We start from the raw sequence: 17,526 nt of genomic DNA on the forward strand, positions 1-17,526 counted from the left end.
TCCATGCCTAAATTACCATCCATCGAACTGCAATATGCAAGTTCTGCACTACAAACCCAAATGATGTCGATCGCCTCCGAGACAGAGCTTAGCCAATGGTCCAGAAAGTGTTTTACAAAACCTGCTCGTATTACGATTCGGTTTATCAATAAAGCAGAGGCGCACGATCTAAATCTGTTCTTTCGGGGCTTTGATAAACCAACCAATGTCCTTACTTTTCCTTATCACAACAAGGGTGAAGCAATTGATGCTGATATCGTTTTGTGTATGCCGATTGTGCGCCAAGAAGCAAAAGAGCAAGGTAAGTTATTGAAGGCCCATTTAGCGCATTTACTCATTCATGGCTGTCTGCATGCCCAGGGTCATGACCATATGAATGCGGCCCAAACAAAGAAAATGGAGGCCCTTGAAGTCAAGTTACTGGCTTCTATCGGCTTTGCCAATCCCTATTAATAACAGTTTTCTTCAATAGGGTCTTGTCATCAAAATGTTTTATGCTATGTCTAATCTATGTCAAATAGCTTGATTGATCGCTTAAGTGCGTTTTTCTCTGTCCAACCCTCTGATCCCAAGGCTCAACGCAAGGAGTTAATAGAAACTCTGCGAGAGGCACAGATTGATGGTTTGATGGATGCTGACGCCCTCTCGATGATCGAAGGGGTCTTTCAGGTGGGCGAGCTATCAGCGCGGGATATTCTCTTACCAAGAGCCCAAATAGATTGGATCGATGTCAGTTCTCCCCTACCGCAGATCATTGCGGATGTTGTTAAAACAGGGCATTCACGTTTTCCGGTCTTTGAGGGTAGCCGTGATCAAGTAATTGGCATTCTGTTGGCCAAAGACCTATTGCGTCACTTTACCGAGAAGGATTTTCAAATCCGTGATTGGTTGCGCCCCGCTGTCTTTATTCCGGAGTCAAAGCGTTTGAGCATCTTATTAAAAGACTTTCGTAATAATCGCAATCATCTGGCCATTGTGGTTGATGAATATAGTGGCGTTGCTGGCATGATCACGATTGAAGACGTGATTGAACAAATTGTGGGTGATATCGAAGATGAGCATGACATTGATGAGGATGCCGACAACATTACCGTTCTAAAAAATGGTGATTATCGAATTAAAGGAATAACAGAGCTAGAGCAATTAAATGAGGATTTAAATACTCAATTTGAGGCGGACGATGTCGAGACTGTTGCTGGTTTAGTGATACAACACCTTGGGCGGGTTCCCAAATTTGGGGAGCGGGTTCGAGTAAATGAATTTGAGTTTGAGGTTCAACGCGCTGACCCAAGACAGGTTCATATTCTTCTCATGCGTCGTATTTTGCCTAATCCAAATAGTCCGACCGAGGCCTAATTGTCGGTAAGCACCGTCAGATCGCTTCCTCTGATTCATCTTGCTTTACTGTTCGCTGCTGGAGCACTACTAGCAATCTCGAGTGAATTACCCTTAAGTGGATACATCCACATCCTTTTATTGGCCTTTGTGTGGCGCGTCTGTGCCAAAGGGGCCGAGCAAACACTGGTCCGCCTTTTTAATCAGGGCTTGATTTTTGGTCTAGGTTACTTCATCGTTGCCCTGTGGTGGATCTATATCAGTCTCCATGATGTAGGAGGGATGTCTACGTTGCTATCCTCTTTTGCCGTCTTTGCTCTAGCAGGTCTGATGGCGATTTATGTTGGCCTCGCCTTTGGTTGTGGACTGCTCATTACCAATCCCCTCTGGCGTGGTCTTGCCTTACCATCCGCCTGGGTGATGGCGGAATACTTACGCGGTCAGTTGTTCACGGGATTTCCTTGGATGGGTCTTGCAGAGTCACAAGTGCATGGCCCCTTTATACAAATTGCCCCTTACCTGGGTGGACTCGCATGTACCTTCTTAGTTGTTTGGGCATCTTGGCAAATTAGTCTATTAAAGATCCGTAATGCGCTTGCTGTCCTAAGTGTGATCGCTATCACACAGATATTGGGAATGTGGCAGTTCACAAGTCCAAGTGGATCAGCCATTTCCGTTCGTCTGATTCAGGGTAACTTTGAGCAAAGTCTGAAGTTCAATCCCAAGGAAATTTTGCGGCAGATCGATTTTTATCGAGATACCATTATGAAAGCGCCTGCTGATTTGATTATTGTTCCTGAAACCGCTTTCCCGTGGCCTGAACACGATTTACCCGATCAATCTCTTGAGCAAATTCAAAACTTTGCCAATCAATCAGGTAGTCAAGTTTTATTAGGTCTGATTGGTAAGGTATCGATAGATGAAAAAAGTTTCCGTTACTCCAATCGAGTCAGTGGCTTTACGAAAGATCAAAGCCGATACCACTACGATAAATATCATCTCGTTCCCTTTGGAGAATTTATCCCGCCGGGCTTTCAATGGTTTGTCGATGCCTTCAAAGTGCCCATGAGTAATTTTGCAAGAGGTTCATTTTCGCAGGCTCCATTTACTGTTCTAGGACGCGATCAGGATCCCAGTAAAGCACGCTATGCTGCTATCTCTATTTGCTATGAGGATATTTTTGGCAATGAGATCGTCAGTCGCCTACGCCAGAGCCAAAACCCGGTCAATCTTTTAATCAATGTCACTAACTTGGCCTGGTTTGGGCAATCGCAGGCGCCGATGCAACAATTACGCCTTTCACAATTACGCTCCATCGAAACAGGCTTACCCAGTTTACGAGCGACCAATACTGGGATTACAGCCATCATTGATCATCGCGGTGAGGTACAGACCGCCTTAGATCAATTTGTACAAGGGGAGCTCACTGGGTTGGTGCAGCCATATGCAGGGCAGACCCCTTATGTGATTTGGGGCAATTGGCCAATCTTATTAGCCTCTCTTTTTCTATTGCTAAGCGCTTACCTACGATTTCGAAAGTAAGAAAGGGTTCTTTTGAGCCCGACCATTCTTTGCCGAGTAAAATCAAGGTCTTAATATCGTAATTACTAAACTCGTCGACTTGGCATGCTAACGTTTCAGCAAATCATTCTTAAGCTTCAAGACTACTGGGATCGGCAGGGCTGCGCGCTCTTGCAACCGATTGACCTAGAGGTTGGTGCTGGCACCTCCCATACAGCCACCTTCTTGCGCGCCATTGGGCCTGAGCCATGGAAAGCTGCTTATGTTCAACCATCACGCCGTCCTAAAGACGGACGCTATGGTGAGAACCCCAATCGACTGCAACACTACTATCAATATCAAGTGGTTCTCAAACCTGCCCCTGAAAATATTTTGGATTTATACCTAGGGTCTTTGAGAGCATTGGGTTTGGATCTAAACCAAAACGATATCCGCTTTGTCGAAGACGATTGGGAAAATCCTACTTTAGGCGCCTGGGGTCTTGGCTGGGAAGTTTGGCTAAATGGTATGGAAGTAACCCAATTTACCTACTTTCAGCAAGTAGGCGGTTTGGATTGCAAGCCTGTTCTCGGCGAGATCACCTATGGAATTGAGCGCTTGGCGATGTATTTACAAAACTGTTCAAACGTTTTTGATTTGGTGTGGACCGATGGCGTGTCCTATGGCGATGTTTATCATCAAAATGAAGTCGAGCAATCGCGCTATAACTTTGAACACTCCAACACTGAGATGCTCTTTGGTAACTTCAGTAATTATGAAAGCGAAGCAAAACGCTTAATGGAGCTTTCATTAGCGCTCCCTGCTTATGAGATGGTGCTTAAAGCAGCACATACCTTTAACTTGCTCGATGCACGTGGCGCCATATCGGTGACCGAGCGCGCCGCCTATATCGGACGTATTCGTAATTTGTCACGGTCGGTTGCTCAAGCCTATTTTGAGTCTCGTGAACAGCTTGGCTTTCCTATGCTCCAGAAGAGATCTACTTAAGGCATGCCTCACACCATGAAACATGACGCCTTATTAGTCGAGCTCTTTACTGAAGAGTTACCTCCCAAGTCGCTCAAGCGCTTAGGGGACTCCTTTGCACAATCTGTTTTTCAATGCCTTAGCCAGGATCACTTAGTCAATCAATCAGCCACTAGCCAATCCTTTGCTAGCCCACGACGACTCGCAGTATTAATCAGCGCAGTTCTAGAGCAAGCTCCGGACTATCCTGTGCGTGAGAAACTCTTACCCACCTCAATTGCATTTGACGAAAATGGTCAAGCAAGTGCGCCTCTACAAAAGAAACTGGCGAGCCTGGGTTATGCCAACACCACTATTGAGCAGTTAGAAAAAAGTGGTGAGGGTAAGAATGAGGCTCTTTACCTCAACGTTACTGCTAAAGGGGCAGATCTACAAAGTAGTCTTCAAAAGGCTATTGAAGAAGCAATCAAGCAATTACCGATTGCCAAAATGATGCATTACCAAGTAAACGATGCAAATGGCAGCGTTCAGGATGTTGAGTTTGCAAGACCCGTTCATCGTATTGTTGCGATCCATGGCTCTCATGTGCTTCCCATTCAAGCCTTCGGTATTACAGCAAGCAACACTACTGAGGGTCATCGCTTTATGTCTTCTGGCCCAATTGCCATTCAGTCTGCCGTCGATTATGAACAAGCACTTGAGCGCGAAGGTAAGGTAATTGCTTCATTTACTAAACGACGCCAACTCATTGAGACTGACTTAATAAACGCAGTGAAGTCCGACCAAGTACTCATGCCAGATTCTCTGCTGGATGAGGTCACTGCCCTGGTTGAATATCCTGCGATCTATACCTGTCACTTTGATCCTGAATTTTTAAATATTCCGCAAGAGTGCCTGATCCTGACCATGCAAACCAATCAAAAGTATTTTGCTTTAACAGACGGTACTGGTAAGTTGAAGAACCGCTTTTTGATTGTGTCTAATATCGTAACCGATCGACCTGAAGGAATTATCTCCGGAAATGAGCGCGTTATTAGACCCCGACTATCCGATGCGCGCTTTTTCTTTCAACAAGATCAGAAGCGTTCTTTAGAGTCTCGCATCCCCGATCTGGCTAAGGTGGTTTATCACAATCAACTAGGTAATCAATTACAGCGGATGGAGCGTGTACGAGCTCTGGCTGGTGAGATTGCTAAACAAGTGGACGAAACTGGGATTGCTATCGATCCCAAAATAGTTGGTCGGGCTGCCGAAGTTGCCAAAACCGATTTACTTAGTGATATGGTTGGCGAATTTCCAGAGCTTCAAGGGGTGATGGGGCAATACTACGCTTTGGCAGATCTAGAACATCCGGATGTTGCTGCAGCTTGCTATGAACATTACTTGCCACGTTTTGCCGGTGATGCTCTTCCACAAACCATGGTTGGCACCACTCTTGCCATTGCCGATAAATTAGAGACCATTGTCGGGATTTGGGGAGTAGGCTTAGTACCAACAGGTGATAAGGATCCATTTGCCCTTCGTCGCCATGCTCTAGGAATCTGCCGGCTTCTTATCGAAAAGAATTTGGCCTTAGATCTCAAAGTATTAATCGCAATGGCCAAGAAACAATTTGTCGGTCTTTCACTTAAGAATGAAATTGATAACGAAGCCATCTATCAATTTTTTCTAGAGCGATTAAAAACTTACCTCAGGGATCAATTACTCGGGGATGCTCACTTTACAGCCCCAGAAATTGAGTCGATTTTGAGCATGAACCCGGGTAAGCTAAATGATCTGCCCAAGCGTTTACAGGCTATTCGTGGATTTACACAACTAAGTGAAGCTGCCCAATTAGCAGCGGCCAATAAGCGTATTAGTAATCTTCTGAAAAAGATTGAGGGTCAACCAGCTCAAAATGTGCAAGTTCAGCTACTGCGTCTTCCCGCAGAGGCGAATCTTTATAAGGCTTTAGAGACTCTAAGCCCAAAACTAGATCAGCAGTTTAAGAGTCAAGAATTTATGACTTTACTGCAGAGTCTTGCAGTCCTTAGTCAACCTATTGATCAATTTTTTGCCGATGTAATGGTGATGGATGATGATCTGCAACTTCGGCAAAACCGTATTGCCCTTTTAAGCCAGTTACATCAGAAAATGAATCTAGTAGCCGATATCGGCAAACTTGCATGAGTCCAAAGACAAGTAAGCTCATTATTTTAGATCGCGATGGGGTAATCAATGAAGATCGCGATGACTACGTTAAATCTAGAGATGAGTGGATACCGATCCCCAATAGCTTAGATGCGATTGCTTTGCTCTCACAGGCAGGATATGTTTTAACGATTGCTACTAATCAATCAGGGATTGCTCGAGGCCTTTACTCGCTTTCTGAGTTACACGCGATGCATCAAAAAATGATCGATTTACTCAAGCCCCTTGGCGGCAGGATTGATGGGATTTTCTTTTGCCCCCATGTTGATGAGGATCTTTGCGAGTGCCGCAAACCAAAGTCGGGGCTCATGCAAGAAATTGCCAAACGGTATCTTAAGGATCGCGCTAATCTGGATTTGCCCTTAAAGAATATTTCGATTGTTGGCGACTCTCTTCGCGATCTTGTTGCAGGTACTAAATTAGGAGCATCGCCCCATCTTGTCCTAACTGGCAAGGGCCATAAGGTCAAAGATGCTGAGTTACCCGAAGGCACCAAGACTCATGCTGATCTAATGGCTTTTACAAAATACATCCTATCAACATCATGATCTGGCTACGATCCCTCTTGTTCTTTTTAAGCCTCGTTCTATATACGCCGCCCTATGCCGTTTTTTGCTTAGTGAGCTTCCCCTTTCTCAACGAACATCAGCGCTATCAGCTGATTCAGTTCTGGGGGAAAAGTATTATTTTCTTTCTGGAGTTCTTTTGTGGAGTTCGTTATCAGGTACTTGGTATGGAGCATGCCAATGCAGTACGTGACCAAGCGGTGGTGATCCTTAGCAAGCATCAATCTGCTTGGGAAACCATTGCCTATTTAAATCTTTTCCCAAAAGATCTTTGCTATGTGTTTAAACGTGAGCTCCTATGGATTCCGTTCTTTGGCTGGGTCATGGGATTACTCAATATGATTCATATCAATCGCTCGGCTAAAGAGAGTTCCGCAATCTCGGTCACCAATCAAGGAAAGGCACGTTTACAAGCAGGCAAATGGATTATTTTGTTTCCAGAAGGAACGCGCACACCTGTTGGCTCCCATAAGCCCTATCGCAAGGGTGGCGCTCGACTTGCAGGCTTGACCCAGGCGACGGTGCTTCCTGTTGCTCATAATGCCGGTCATTTCTGGCCCCGTAATAGTTTCTTGAAGTACCCTGGCCTCATTACTGTTTCTATTGGACCTGCGATCCCGTCGCATGGAAAATCTGGTGATCAATTGCATACAGAGGTTGAGTCTTGGATTGAGGGTGAGATGCGTCGGATTGACCCCGAGTCCTATAATGCCAACTAGTCCTGCTCAGTTTTTCAGGATGATCGGGCCAAGACTTTGGCCCATTCAATGTAACGTCTAACCGTAATCTCTTGCGCTCTTGCTCTCAGCTCTTCATCAGAAAGGTTTAACTCTGCTTGGAAGGCATGTAAGTTACTGCGCAGCATTTTACGTCGTTGTGCAAATGCCATCGCTACGATCTTGCTTAAGGCGTCCCATTCCTTTGCCGTTAAATCAAAATCACGGCGCGGGATCATGCGGACTACTGCTGAGTTCACCTTAGGTTTAGGCTCAAAGGCCTCCGGTGGTACATTCATGATTTGTTCTACATAGTAGCGCGCTTGAAGCATGACTGATAAACGACTGTATTCAGAATCACCTGCTGCCGCTGTAATTCGTTCAACCACCTCGGCTTGCAACATAAAAACCTGCTCATCGATCCAAGGCGCTGCTGAGATCAAATGAAAAAGTAGTGGTGAAGAGATGTTATATGGCAGATTACCGATGATGCAACTGCGTTGCTTCGCCTCTTTACCCCGCTGAGCCCAGGATAGAAAGTCAAATTCAAGCGCATCGCCCTCGATGATATTTAAACCAATTAAAGCTTGCTTCTGCTTTTGCTCCTGCCAATAACTTACCAGGTCACGATCGATTTCAAGAACATCCAGATGGTCTACCTGAGAGAGCAGTGGTAATGTTAAGGCTCCCAAACCAGGACCAATTTCTAAGAGATGGATGTTTGATTCGGGAGCTAGGGCACGGACAATACCCGAAACAATGCTGCCATCGGTTAGAAAGTTCTGCCCAAATCGCTTACGTGCCTGATGCATTAAAACGCTTCTGTCTTAAGGTGAGCTCTTGGGCTAAGTTGAGTGCGGCGTACATACTGTGCCAATCTGCCTTATCGTGTCCAGCAATATCCAGTGCAGTGCCATGATCCACTGAGGTGCGAATATAAGAAAGACCCAAAGTCACGTTCACACCCTCGGTAAACGTTGCAAACTTGAAGGGGGCTAAGCCTTGATCGTGATACATGGCCAATACGGCATCAGCAACCTGTAAACGAGCTGGATTAAAAAGCGTGTCGGCTGGAAATGGTCCAGATATCTTGATCCCTTCAACCTGCGCTGCATTGATCGCTGGGATAATCGTGTCAATTTCTTCTCGCCCTAAATGTCCATCTTCTCCGGCATGGGGATTTAAACCAGTCACCATAATGATGGGGCTAGCAATACCAAAGCGGGTTTGTAGATCAGTATGAATAATACGAATGGTTTGCAATAAAGACTTGTATTGAATCGATTGGGCCACTTGTTGGATTGGTAAATGCGTGCTCGCCAAAGCTACTCTTAATGGAAATGATTTCTTATCCTCGCTCTTAGGATCTGATATCTCCCCACACAACATCATGACAACTTGGTCTTTGCCATCTAGTTGGGCCAAGAACTCGGTATGCCCGCTAAATTCTATCGAGGGTCTGCTTAATATACTTTTCTGAACGGGGGCTGTTATCAAAGCGTCATACACTCCTGAACGGCAGGCTTCACTGGACCCTTGAATTACAGAAAGAACATAGGGGGCATTTTCTGGATTAAGCCTACCAATTTGGTTTGGCTTGATGAGCGGGATGTGCGCAATCTGAATTTGGCTTACTAAGCTTTGAGATTGCAGCAGACTTCGATCACCATAGAGAGTAATTTTGGTATGAGGATTATCTGCAATAAATGCGTTTGCAGCCGCAATCGATACCTCTGGCCCTATACCGGCAGGCTCACCAGTACTAATTGCTAACTTAACGGTACTGTTCATCCACGTTCAAAATTTTGACTGTTGCCGTATCGCGTAACTGTCGCAACCAGTCTTGATAAGCCTGCTCAAATTTACGTTCTCGGATCGCTGCACGCGCAAACTCCCGTTGCTTCTCAACCGTCAGCTGCGCATCGCGTCGCTCCATTACCTGAATTAAATGCCATCCAAATTCAGTCTTAACTGGATCGCTGACTTCGCCAATTTGCAAACGGTTCATGGCAATCTCAAAAGGAGGTACAAGATCGCCCGGACCCATCCAGCCCAAAACACCGCCATTTTGAGCCGAGCCGTCCTCTGAAAATTTCTTTGCCAGAGAGTCAAAATCTGCAGTCTTTGCTCGGATTTGATCTCGATATCTGAGTAAGCGGCGCTCAACATCCGCATCCTGCAAGCCTTGACGTTGTCGTATCAAAATATGTCGCGCTAGAGTTTGAGTAACCATCATATTTTGCGGTGTGGTATCAAGAGGGTTGGCATTACTTGCAGCGCGCGCTCCTGACCCAGAGCTCCGTCGGTCCATCACTTTGAGCACATGAAATCCTGCGGGGCTTCGAATTACAGAAGATGCAACTTGGCCTGGGCCTAAATTACGAACCGTCTCTACAAAAATTTGGGGTAAGCGATCTTGCGTCCGATAACCTAAATCTTGGAACTTGATTTTAGAATTCTCTTTATTAGCCTGAGCGCCTAATTGCATAAAATCAGCGTCGCCACGAGCCTCTTTTAAGATCGACTCCGCTTTTTTTCTGGCATCTGCCTGGGCACTAGGTCCCGCACCCTCCTCTACAGGTATGAAAATTTGGGCGACCGCAATTTCCTCGGGTCCCGAGGCACGTGCAGCGCCAGTATCAGTGCCTCGCCGCTGCATTTGCTCGACAATAAAGTTATCGATTTCAGCATCTGAGATTTTTATTTGTGAATCTACCTCACGCTCTCGCAAGCGTGACTTTAAAACATCCTCACGCAGCAATTCACTATACCGCTCAAAGCTAATCCCAGTTTTAATAATTGCTTGCCTAAAATCAGCCAAGCTTAATTTATTACGAACAGCAATATCTTCAATGATCTTGTTGAGGTCTTTATTAGAAACAGCTAAGCCGGTCTGATCTGCTTCCTGAATTTGTATTTTTTCCAGAATCAAGTTTTCGAGAACCTGTTTACGCAATTCTTCACCCTCTGGTAGTTTCTTACCCCCAGTGGAGCCCTGTTTTTGGAGTGACGCAATACGATCATCAATCTCTTTGCGAGTTACTACTCCCGTATTGACAACCGCAACGACCCCATCAATATTTCTGATCTTTAATTCAATATTTGATGGATTGACCTGCGCATAGGAATTGCTAGCAAAAAATACAAGTACTAACACCAAACAGCTTGATATGCCAATAAAGGCTGGTTGGAGCAATTTAATACGATGCAAAGCCATTATTGATAGTTTTCGTATGGTGATGGTGGTAAAGGTTTTGCAACGGGTTGGTAACCAGGAACATTCAGTCGCATCACATCCACTGGATTGTTTCCAACACTACCAAAACCTCTAAATTCTAATTGAAAAAGTACCTGGGTGGTGGTGATCTGCGAGGTATTGCGTGCCTGTGAGTAGGCAAACCGAGCCGTCCAACAGTCCTCGTCATATTGCAATCCCACTAAAGTATTTAAGGTCTTTGCCATTAATGCATCGTAGCCCCAACGGCCGAGCAGACGATATTTTTTGAATACGGGCCATTCACCAAATGCATTGTATTGATCCGTGCTTGTAACACCGGAATTGCTACCTGCAGCAGGCGGATTCCAGACGTTGCGATAAGCAAAATTAAGACTGCGGCCTGGTGTTGGTCGCCAACCTGCGCCTATGCTACTTTGAACAAAGCGATTAAGTTCCGTATTGTATTGACCAAATAAATCCACATTGAAATTGCCCATTAAACGAATGGTACTGGCACCTAAGGTATCAGAATAGCGTGTTGGGTTTGCAATCGTGCCATTTAAACCAACGCGCTGACCTGCAAAATCTTGACGTTGGGCTAAGGTCACTGTTGCTCTCTCAGCACCAGTATTTGCCTCAAGAATTCGACTAGTTAGGCCGGTGGTTAATTTATTGCTGTCCGCTACGCGATCACCACCCACAAAGGTATTTTCACTAAAGATTTGGGTCACCCCAAAACCAGCATCAGCAGTATCAAAGAGCGGCGTCTGAGCCTGGCTTTGAAATGGGGTGTAAACATAAAAAGCGCGGGGCTCCATCGTAACCAACATCTCTCGACCAAAGAACCATTTCATTTCTGTAGCATCGCGCTCAAACGCTAATCCTGAATCTAGGCTTAAGGTCGGCAGTACAAACCCTTGCACTGGTGCATTAGGCTGACTAATTTGTCTTCCAGGTGCATTAACTAGGGCTGCCGAATATTGACTGGCCTGAAAACTTAACTTCGGCTTTATATAGTAGCCGGGGGTAATCTGTGGCATCGCAATACTCCCCTTAAATATTGTTCGGTCTGCCTGACTAAATGCTCCACCCTGTGGTATGCCCGATGCAGGAGCGTATAAGTTATTGGTGTTGTATGAGAATCGTGTGAAATCTGCGCCAAACGTTAAATCGGGTCCACGCCCAAATGTTCCAGCATACGAACCTGGAGTATTCAGATTACCTCGATTACTGTAGTTTGCCGCTATCTGTGGCAGGATGTTATAGGGAGAAGTAACGGGTGCGGTAGGGTCTGGCTGTAAGGTCTGAAAGGTCAATGTGCGCGCCGTGAAATTCCAGTTCTTAATACCGCCGTAATTTGTTCCGAGCTCTTGTCTAAATTGATTAGTGACCGCTCCACCAATTCCGTAGGAGAAATCAATGGGATAGAAGCTATCTGAGACCTTGTTCATATTGGCATAGGCATTCCATGCTGGGGCAATCAGTTGTCTTTGTTGCCAGTCGTATTTCCAACGATCGCGACCCATCTTTTTGTCATAGTTTAAAAACTGCCCACTTAGGGTACCTGAGTATTTAGGATCGATATATCGAAAATCACTCCCCAAGAGAGTTCCTCGGTGGTTCATGAATCGCGGGGTAATTGTTAAGTCACGATTCGGTGCAATGTTCACGTAATACGGCTGAGCAATATCCAAGCCATTATTGGAGTTATAACCGATGGTTGGAGATAACAAACCAGAACGCCGTTGATTAGAGGTTGGCAAACTGAAATAAGGTGCATACATAATGGGCACATCAAAAAAGCGCATGACCCCGTTCTTGCCGGTCATTACCTTTTGCTCCTGATCGATCTCCACACGACTTGCCGTGAAATACCAATCTAAGTTCTCTGGACTACAGGTTGTATATGTTGCTTTATCAAATACAAATAGATCGGCAGTCTCAATCGTTAATTTACTTGCCTTCCCCCGACCACGTACATCCCGTAGTTCATAACTAGGCCGATCCATTTCACCCTGGCGAGCATCCACCTTAAATCGTGCCCGCGGTCCAGAAAATTCGGTGTTGTCTTTAATTAACTGTGCATTACCAATTAAATCGGCAATATCGGTATCCGGGTCATAGATAATTTCATCGGCTTTAAGAATAGTGGTATTTCGTCGTATTTGTGCGCGCCCTTTTAGTTTCATTTCACGGTCTACAACGCCATCGATTTCATCGCTGAAGCTAAATGTCAGAGCCTGGTTATCTGGCATAGCCTTACCTTGTCGCAGCTGATCATCCAACTTGAGTACTGTCACTTCTCCACGACTGGGTACTAAAGTGGGTGTCGGTAGAGAACCGACCGCCAGAGGTCTTGGTGGATCGCCAATCGGAGTGGGCGCTTGATTTTGTAATTGCTGTTGTGTTTGATTCTGCTGCTGTGAGGGCAATAATGGGGTAATGCTATTAATCACGGGGCCTAGATTTTGGCCCTTTACTGGCTCGGCATACCAAAGAACAAACGACAAAAGACCTAGGCCCAGGAACGCGCGCGGGGCCTCTACGGATAGAAGATGGGCGCTAGTGCCGGCGCGACGGCGATAATGACTCATGGATCCAGACAGCCTTATTATACGAATCGATCATGCCTGATAACCGCCTTCTGCAAATCAATGCCTGGCTAGAAAGCCAAAAGGATCGGTGGGGTCTTAAACTCGCCACTTTGGCGCCTGCCTCTGCCGATGCGAGCTTTCGTCGCTACTTCCGCCTTGAATGCATCCAGCCCCATCATTCTGCCCTGATTGTGATGGATGCACCCCCTGATAAAGAGACATTGGGGCCTTTTATCCAGATAGCAACACTCCTCCAAAATGCTGGGCTCAATGTGCCAATCGTCTTGGCAGAAAACCAAGCCGAGGGATTTTTGTTATTAAGTGATTTGGGTACAAAAACCTATCTTCATGGCATTAATCTAAAGAACGCCAAACAACTCTATGGCGAAGCGAGTGATTCACTCATCAAAATGCAGTTAGCAAGTAAACCTAATGTACTGCCACCTTACGATGCAGCCACCTTGCAACGTGAAATGGATTTATTTGACGAGTGGTACCTCAAGCGCCATCACCAAATTCAGTTAGGGCAAAAAGAGGGGGTAGAACTCAAATCAATCTTTGCTCTCATTAAAAAGAATAGTTTGGCACAAACACAAGTCTATGTGCATCGCGACTACCATTCGCGTAATTTAATGCTCACTGAGAATAATAATCCTGGGATCTTAGATTTTCAGGATGCGCTATACGGACCGATTACATACGATGCTGTCTCGCTTTGGCGGGATGCTTATATTGAATGGCAGGAGGAAGAGGTCATTGATTTTCTAATCGATTATTGGGAAAAGGCTCGTAAGGTAGGTCTAGGGGTTCCCAGTGACTTTGCAGATTTCTATCGTGATTTTGAGTGGATGGGATTACAACGACACCTCAAAATACTTGGCATCTTTGCACGACTGTATCACCGCGATGGTAAAGAGAATTACTTGAACGATATTCCGCTGGTACTGAAATATGTACGAGCGGTTGCTACTCGCTATATTGCTTTGAAGCCACTATTACGTATTCTTGATCGAGTAGAAACAAACAAATCATGAATGCTACATCCGCGTTAAATAACTTTGATCCTATTCCATGCCTAGTATTAGCAGCCGGACGTGGGGAAAGAATGCGGCCATTGACCGATACTATCCCTAAGCCACTATTGCAGGTTCAAGGTAAATCCTTACTGGCTTGGCATCTTGAAGCTCTAGCGAAAGCTGGTCTTACGCAGGTCGTCATTAATCATGCTTGGTTAGGCGAACAAATTGAGGCAAGCTTAGGCTCCGGTAAGCAGTTTGGTCTTCAAATCTTTTATTCCCGAGAAGAATCAGCATTAGAGACTGCGGGTGGTATCTGTAAAGCACTGCCACTCCTTAGAGCTAATGACTATTTCTTGGTGATTAATGGTGATGTGTTTACCCCCCAGTTTCCAATTCAGGGCTTAATCCAACGAGTTCTTGAGCTTCGTTCCCAAGATCAATTATTGGCCCATCTGATTATGGTTCCCAATCCACCCCAACACCCGCATGGAGACTTTTATCTCGACCAAACAATGGTCAGAGATGATGGATATACAGGGGCTACGAGTGCAAAACTGACTTTTTCTGGAATTGGTATTTATCACCACACCCTATTTAAGGGCCTCATTTCTGGGCAAAGCGCTAAATTGGCTCCCATATTGCGCAAGGCCATGGCAGATGATCGGGTTTCTGGTGAAAAATATCTGGGTTCGTGGCACGATGTAGGAAGCCCCGAACGATTAGCTGAACTTAATAAACTATAAACTGACTATTGCCATGAATCGTCTGTCTTCTCATAACCCTCAGGTTGCTGCCTGCCAGCAACGGCGAACTCGCTTGGCACAACTTATTCAGGCCAAGAGTGCTGGTGGTGTAGTAATTCTTTCGACGGCCGAAGAAAAAGCTCGTAATCGCGATAGTGATTTTCCTTATCGGCATGACAGTGATTTTTTCTATCTCACTGGTTTTGATGAGCCCGGCGCAACCTTGGTCATGCTGATACAGAAAACAAGTTTTGAGACCTATTTATTTTGTCGCCCCAAAGACCTTGAACGTGAAATCTGGGATGGGTTTCGCTTAGGTCCTGAAGCGGCTCCCGAGATTTTGCGTCTGGATGCTGCTTATTCTAGCCAAGAACTTAATCAGAGACTCCCCGAGTTCCTAGCCAATCAATCAGCCATTTATATCCGTCTTGCTAGTAATGCGCAAAGCGATCGCCAGATTCGGGAGTGGATGGGGCAGGTGCGTCAACAAGCAAGATCGGGCACCAATCCTCCCGAGGTCTTTCACGATATCGATGCACTCGTTCATGAGATGCGTCTCTTAAAGGGTCCTGAGGAAATCGAGACCATGCGCCAAGCGGCCGCTATTTCTGCAGAAGCCCATATTCGGGCTATGCGCTCATGCAAACCTGGCAAGCGCGAGTATCAACTGGAAGCAGAACTGCTCCATGAGTTTCGGTATCGTGGCTCCCAAAGCGTTGCCTATAACAGCATTGTTGCTGCGGGTGCTAATACATGCGTCTTACACCACCGCGCAGGCTCTGCTGAATTGCTCGACGGCGAGCTTTGTTTAATTGATGCGGGCTGCGAGCTAAACGGATATGCATCCGATATCACACGGACCTTTCCGATTAATGGCCGCTACAGTGCTAGTCAACGCGCCTTATATGACATTACCTTGGCCGCTCAGGAAGCTGCGGTTTTAGAAACTCGCCCTGGTAAGACCTTCATTGATCCTCACAACGCTGCGGTTCGAGTTCTCACCCAAGGCTTGCTTGATGAAAAACTCATCAAACTCAGTGATGTTGGTTCTTTAGATAATGCGATTGAGCTAGGCGCCTATAAGCGGTTTTATATGCACCGCACCAGCCATTGGCTAGGTATGGATGTTCACGATGTAGGCTCCTATCGAGATCCTCTAATCAGTCAACAAGCTGGCCAAGAGAAACCTTGGCGCCTCTTACAAAAAAATATGGTACTGACCATCGAGCCTGGTTTATATATTCGTCCGGCTGACGATATACCCAATGTATTTTGGAATATTGGAATTCGGATTGAGGATGATGCGGTAGTTACCGACCAAGGCTGTGAGTTGATCTCGCGTGGGGTTACAGTGGATCCTAGTGAGATTGAAGCAATTGTTCGCTCCTAATGCCATTTCTTCTATGAGCAATTCATATGCTGTGGTGATTCAAGGGGGTGGTCCGGTTGGGCTTGCTTGCGCAGCCTGGTTATTGCAAAAGAATGCCGGCTTATCACTCCTACTCCTGGATCGCAATCCCGCAGATGACCAAGCCATGAAAGCAGGGGATGGGCGCGGCATTGCTCTATCGCATGGCAGCAAACTTCTCTTGGACACGATTCATGCATGGCCCGATCACTGCCCCGCCATTCATCAAATCCATGTATCGCAAGTTGGGCGTTTTGGTCGTGCCCTAATGACTCGAGAAGAGCTCAAACAAGAAGCCCTAGGCCACATTAGCCGCTATACCGATATTCATGTATCGCTTAGAAAGGCTTTGCGGTCTATCCAAAAGCATGCCCCTCATTTTGAGTGGCAGCATGATGTTGGCGATTCTGTGCTCCCCTTTGAGACAGATTGTTTGGTCCACGCCGAAGGCGGTTTGTTCAAAGACCAAGATTGGACCGAATCGGGTCGCGATTATGAGCAGGCTGCTCTAGTTGCGACTGTTGAAGTAGAAAAGGCAATCCCCCATCAGGCCTGGGAGCGTTTTACCAATGAAGGTCCTTTAGCCCTTCTTCCAAGTCATCTAGGGCCTAATACCCTCAATTTAGTATGGTGCGCCACTCCTCATGCTAGTCAAAGACGTTTAGATCTCAATGACACCGAATTCTTAAACGAACTACAAAATGCCTTTGGTCATCGCTTGGGTTCATTTAAGGCAATAGCAAATCGTCGTCTCTATAACTTAGGCTTGAACTATCGCAAACATGTTTCTGAGGGTCATGAGGTTTGGATTGGTAATGCTGCCCAAACTCTTCATCCTGTTGCTGGCCAAGGTCTTAATCTTGGCCTGCGTGATGCGTATCTTCTGGCCGAAAAACTAGCTGAATTATTTAAAGCAAACAATCAATCGCTAAATCGAGCACTAAATAAAATACAAACTCATAGCGCATCTGAAGAAACAATCGGTGCCGTACAAAATGCACTGCAAGAATATGCAAAGAGTCGGGAGATTGATCGGCGTGCAACGATTGGCATCACAGATTTCTTGGCAAGAGTCTTCACCTCACCCATCCTGCCAGTACAACTTTCACGTGGTTTAGCTTTAACCGTTTTGCAGTGGATGCCGCCTTTAAAAACAGCACTTGCTAGACAAATGATGTTTGGGCGACGCTAACACCCTACTTGTATTTGCTTAAAAATTAGGCAGCACAGGCGTGCCTGTGATAAAGTGTT

Annotated in this window: 15 protein-coding genes; 11 read left to right on the plus strand and 4 right to left on the minus strand. The window is 45.9% G+C overall.

Annotated features, from left to right (window positions below):
- Positions 1 to 3 precede the first annotated feature (3 nt).
- The 7 genes from ybeY (at position 4) to NKE59_RS08690 (ending at position 7,297) form a co-directional block, all read left to right on the plus strand.
- Complete coding sequence (ybeY, locus tag NKE59_RS08660; RefSeq protein ID WP_353438580.1) at positions 4 to 453, plus strand: rRNA maturation RNase YbeY; 450 nt, start codon at positions 4 to 6, stop codon at positions 451 to 453.
- A 57-nt stretch (positions 454 to 510) separates the two neighbouring features.
- Entirely contained in the window at positions 511 to 1,356 is an 846-nt protein-coding gene (locus NKE59_RS08665; RefSeq protein WP_353438581.1) for a transporter associated domain-containing protein, read from the plus strand.
- Positions 1,357 to 2,877: an apolipoprotein N-acyltransferase gene (gene lnt, locus NKE59_RS08670; protein WP_353438582.1), complete on the plus strand. Its 1,521-nt coding sequence runs from the start codon at positions 1,357 to 1,359 to the stop codon at positions 2,875 to 2,877. It abuts the gene before it with no gap.
- Between the two features lie 84 nt (positions 2,878 to 2,961).
- Positions 2,962 to 3,843 carry a glycine--tRNA ligase subunit alpha gene (gene glyQ / locus NKE59_RS08675; protein ID WP_353438583.1) on the plus strand — a complete coding sequence of 294 codons (882 nt, stop codon included), beginning with the start codon at positions 2,962 to 2,964 and terminating at the stop codon, positions 3,841 to 3,843.
- A gap of 3 nt (positions 3,844 to 3,846) precedes the next feature.
- Positions 3,847 to 5,991, plus strand: a complete 2,145-nt coding sequence (gene glyS, locus NKE59_RS08680; protein WP_353438584.1) for a glycine--tRNA ligase subunit beta — start codon at positions 3,847 to 3,849, stop codon at positions 5,989 to 5,991.
- Positions 5,988 to 6,560: a D-glycero-beta-D-manno-heptose 1,7-bisphosphate 7-phosphatase gene (gmhB, locus tag NKE59_RS08685; RefSeq protein WP_353438585.1), complete on the plus strand. Its 573-nt coding sequence runs from the start codon at positions 5,988 to 5,990 to the stop codon at positions 6,558 to 6,560. The genes glyS and gmhB overlap by 4 nt, the downstream gene beginning before the upstream one ends.
- Positions 6,557 to 7,297 carry a lysophospholipid acyltransferase family protein gene (locus NKE59_RS08690; RefSeq protein ID WP_353438586.1) on the plus strand — a complete coding sequence of 247 codons (741 nt, stop codon included), beginning with the start codon at positions 6,557 to 6,559 and terminating at the stop codon, positions 7,295 to 7,297. Before gmhB ends, NKE59_RS08690 begins: the two co-directional genes overlap by 4 nt.
- Positions 7,298 to 7,311: 14 nt before the next feature.
- Here NKE59_RS08690 and rsmA read toward each other — a convergent pair whose 3' ends face one another.
- From rsmA to NKE59_RS08710, 4 genes are read right to left on the minus strand one after another with little or no spacing between them, the layout of a single operon-like run.
- On the minus strand, positions 7,312 to 8,106 hold the full coding sequence (gene rsmA, locus NKE59_RS08695; protein ID WP_353438588.1) for a 16S rRNA (adenine(1518)-N(6)/adenine(1519)-N(6))-dimethyltransferase RsmA: 795 nt from the start codon (positions 8,104 to 8,106) through the stop codon (positions 7,312 to 7,314).
- A complete protein-coding gene (gene pdxA / locus NKE59_RS08700; RefSeq protein ID WP_353438589.1) occupies positions 8,090 to 9,085 on the minus strand; it encodes a 4-hydroxythreonine-4-phosphate dehydrogenase PdxA in 996 nt (331 codons plus the stop codon). The genes rsmA and pdxA overlap by 17 nt, the downstream gene beginning before the upstream one ends.
- Positions 9,069 to 10,511 (minus strand): peptidylprolyl isomerase, encoded by a 1,443-nt coding sequence (locus NKE59_RS08705; protein ID WP_353438591.1) that lies wholly within the window; start codon positions 10,509 to 10,511, stop codon positions 9,069 to 9,071. Before NKE59_RS08705 ends, pdxA begins: the two co-directional genes overlap by 17 nt.
- The gene (locus NKE59_RS08710; RefSeq protein WP_353438592.1) at positions 10,511 to 13,105 is read right to left on the minus strand and encodes an LPS-assembly protein LptD; all 2,595 of its coding nucleotides are present in this window, start codon (positions 13,103 to 13,105) and stop codon (positions 10,511 to 10,513) included. Before NKE59_RS08710 ends, NKE59_RS08705 begins: the two co-directional genes overlap by 1 nt.
- A gap of 32 nt (positions 13,106 to 13,137) precedes the next feature.
- On the opposite strand from NKE59_RS08710, the gene NKE59_RS08715 reads away from it, so the two are divergent.
- From NKE59_RS08715 to NKE59_RS08730, 4 genes are read left to right on the plus strand one after another with little or no spacing between them, the layout of a single operon-like run.
- The gene (locus tag NKE59_RS08715) at positions 13,138 to 14,139 is read left to right on the plus strand and encodes a phosphotransferase (protein WP_353438593.1); all 1,002 of its coding nucleotides are present in this window, start codon (positions 13,138 to 13,140) and stop codon (positions 14,137 to 14,139) included.
- Positions 14,136 to 14,867, plus strand: a complete 732-nt coding sequence (gene murU / locus NKE59_RS08720; RefSeq protein ID WP_353438594.1) for an N-acetylmuramate alpha-1-phosphate uridylyltransferase MurU — start codon at positions 14,136 to 14,138, stop codon at positions 14,865 to 14,867. Before NKE59_RS08715 ends, murU begins: the two co-directional genes overlap by 4 nt.
- 13 nt (positions 14,868 to 14,880) lie before the next feature.
- Complete coding sequence (locus NKE59_RS08725) at positions 14,881 to 16,257, plus strand: aminopeptidase P N-terminal domain-containing protein (RefSeq protein WP_353438596.1); 1,377 nt, start codon at positions 14,881 to 14,883, stop codon at positions 16,255 to 16,257.
- Positions 16,258 to 16,270: 13 nt separating this feature from the next.
- Complete coding sequence (locus tag NKE59_RS08730) at positions 16,271 to 17,467, plus strand: FAD-dependent monooxygenase (RefSeq protein WP_353438597.1); 1,197 nt, start codon at positions 16,271 to 16,273, stop codon at positions 17,465 to 17,467.
- Positions 17,468 to 17,526 lie beyond the last annotated feature (59 nt).

The sequence above is a fragment of the Polynucleobacter sp. UK-FUSCHL-C3 genome, from assembly GCF_040409815.1.
Classification (GTDB): Bacteria; Pseudomonadota; Gammaproteobacteria; order Burkholderiales; family Burkholderiaceae; genus Polynucleobacter.

Coding starts and splice junctions, on each gene's coding strand:
- ybeY (WP_353438580.1), top strand. CDS start 4: ATGCCTAAATTACCATCCATCGAACTGCAATATGCAAGTTCTGCACTA.
- NKE59_RS08665 (WP_353438581.1), top strand. CDS start 511: ATGTCAAATAGCTTGATTGATCGCTTAAGTGCGTTTTTCTCTGTCCAA.
- glyQ (WP_353438583.1), top strand. CDS start 2,962: ATGCTAACGTTTCAGCAAATCATTCTTAAGCTTCAAGACTACTGGGAT.
- glyS (WP_353438584.1), top strand. CDS start 3,847: ATGCCTCACACCATGAAACATGACGCCTTATTAGTCGAGCTCTTTACT.
- gmhB (WP_353438585.1), top strand. CDS start 5,988: ATGAGTCCAAAGACAAGTAAGCTCATTATTTTAGATCGCGATGGGGTA.
- NKE59_RS08690 (WP_353438586.1), top strand. CDS start 6,557: ATGATCTGGCTACGATCCCTCTTGTTCTTTTTAAGCCTCGTTCTATAT.
- rsmA (WP_353438588.1), bottom strand. CDS start 8,106: ATGCATCAGGCACGTAAGCGATTTGGGCAGAACTTTCTAACCGATGGC.
- pdxA (WP_353438589.1), bottom strand. CDS start 9,085: ATGAACAGTACCGTTAAGTTAGCAATTAGTACTGGTGAGCCTGCCGGT.
- NKE59_RS08705 (WP_353438591.1), bottom strand. CDS start 10,511: ATGGCTTTGCATCGTATTAAATTGCTCCAACCAGCCTTTATTGGCATA.
- NKE59_RS08710 (WP_353438592.1), bottom strand. CDS start 13,105: ATGAGTCATTATCGCCGTCGCGCCGGCACTAGCGCCCATCTTCTATCC.
- NKE59_RS08715 (WP_353438593.1), top strand. CDS start 13,138: ATGCCTGATAACCGCCTTCTGCAAATCAATGCCTGGCTAGAAAGCCAA.
- murU (WP_353438594.1), top strand. CDS start 14,136: ATGAATGCTACATCCGCGTTAAATAACTTTGATCCTATTCCATGCCTA.
- NKE59_RS08725 (WP_353438596.1), top strand. CDS start 14,881: ATGAATCGTCTGTCTTCTCATAACCCTCAGGTTGCTGCCTGCCAGCAA.
- NKE59_RS08730 (WP_353438597.1), top strand. CDS start 16,271: ATGAGCAATTCATATGCTGTGGTGATTCAAGGGGGTGGTCCGGTTGGG.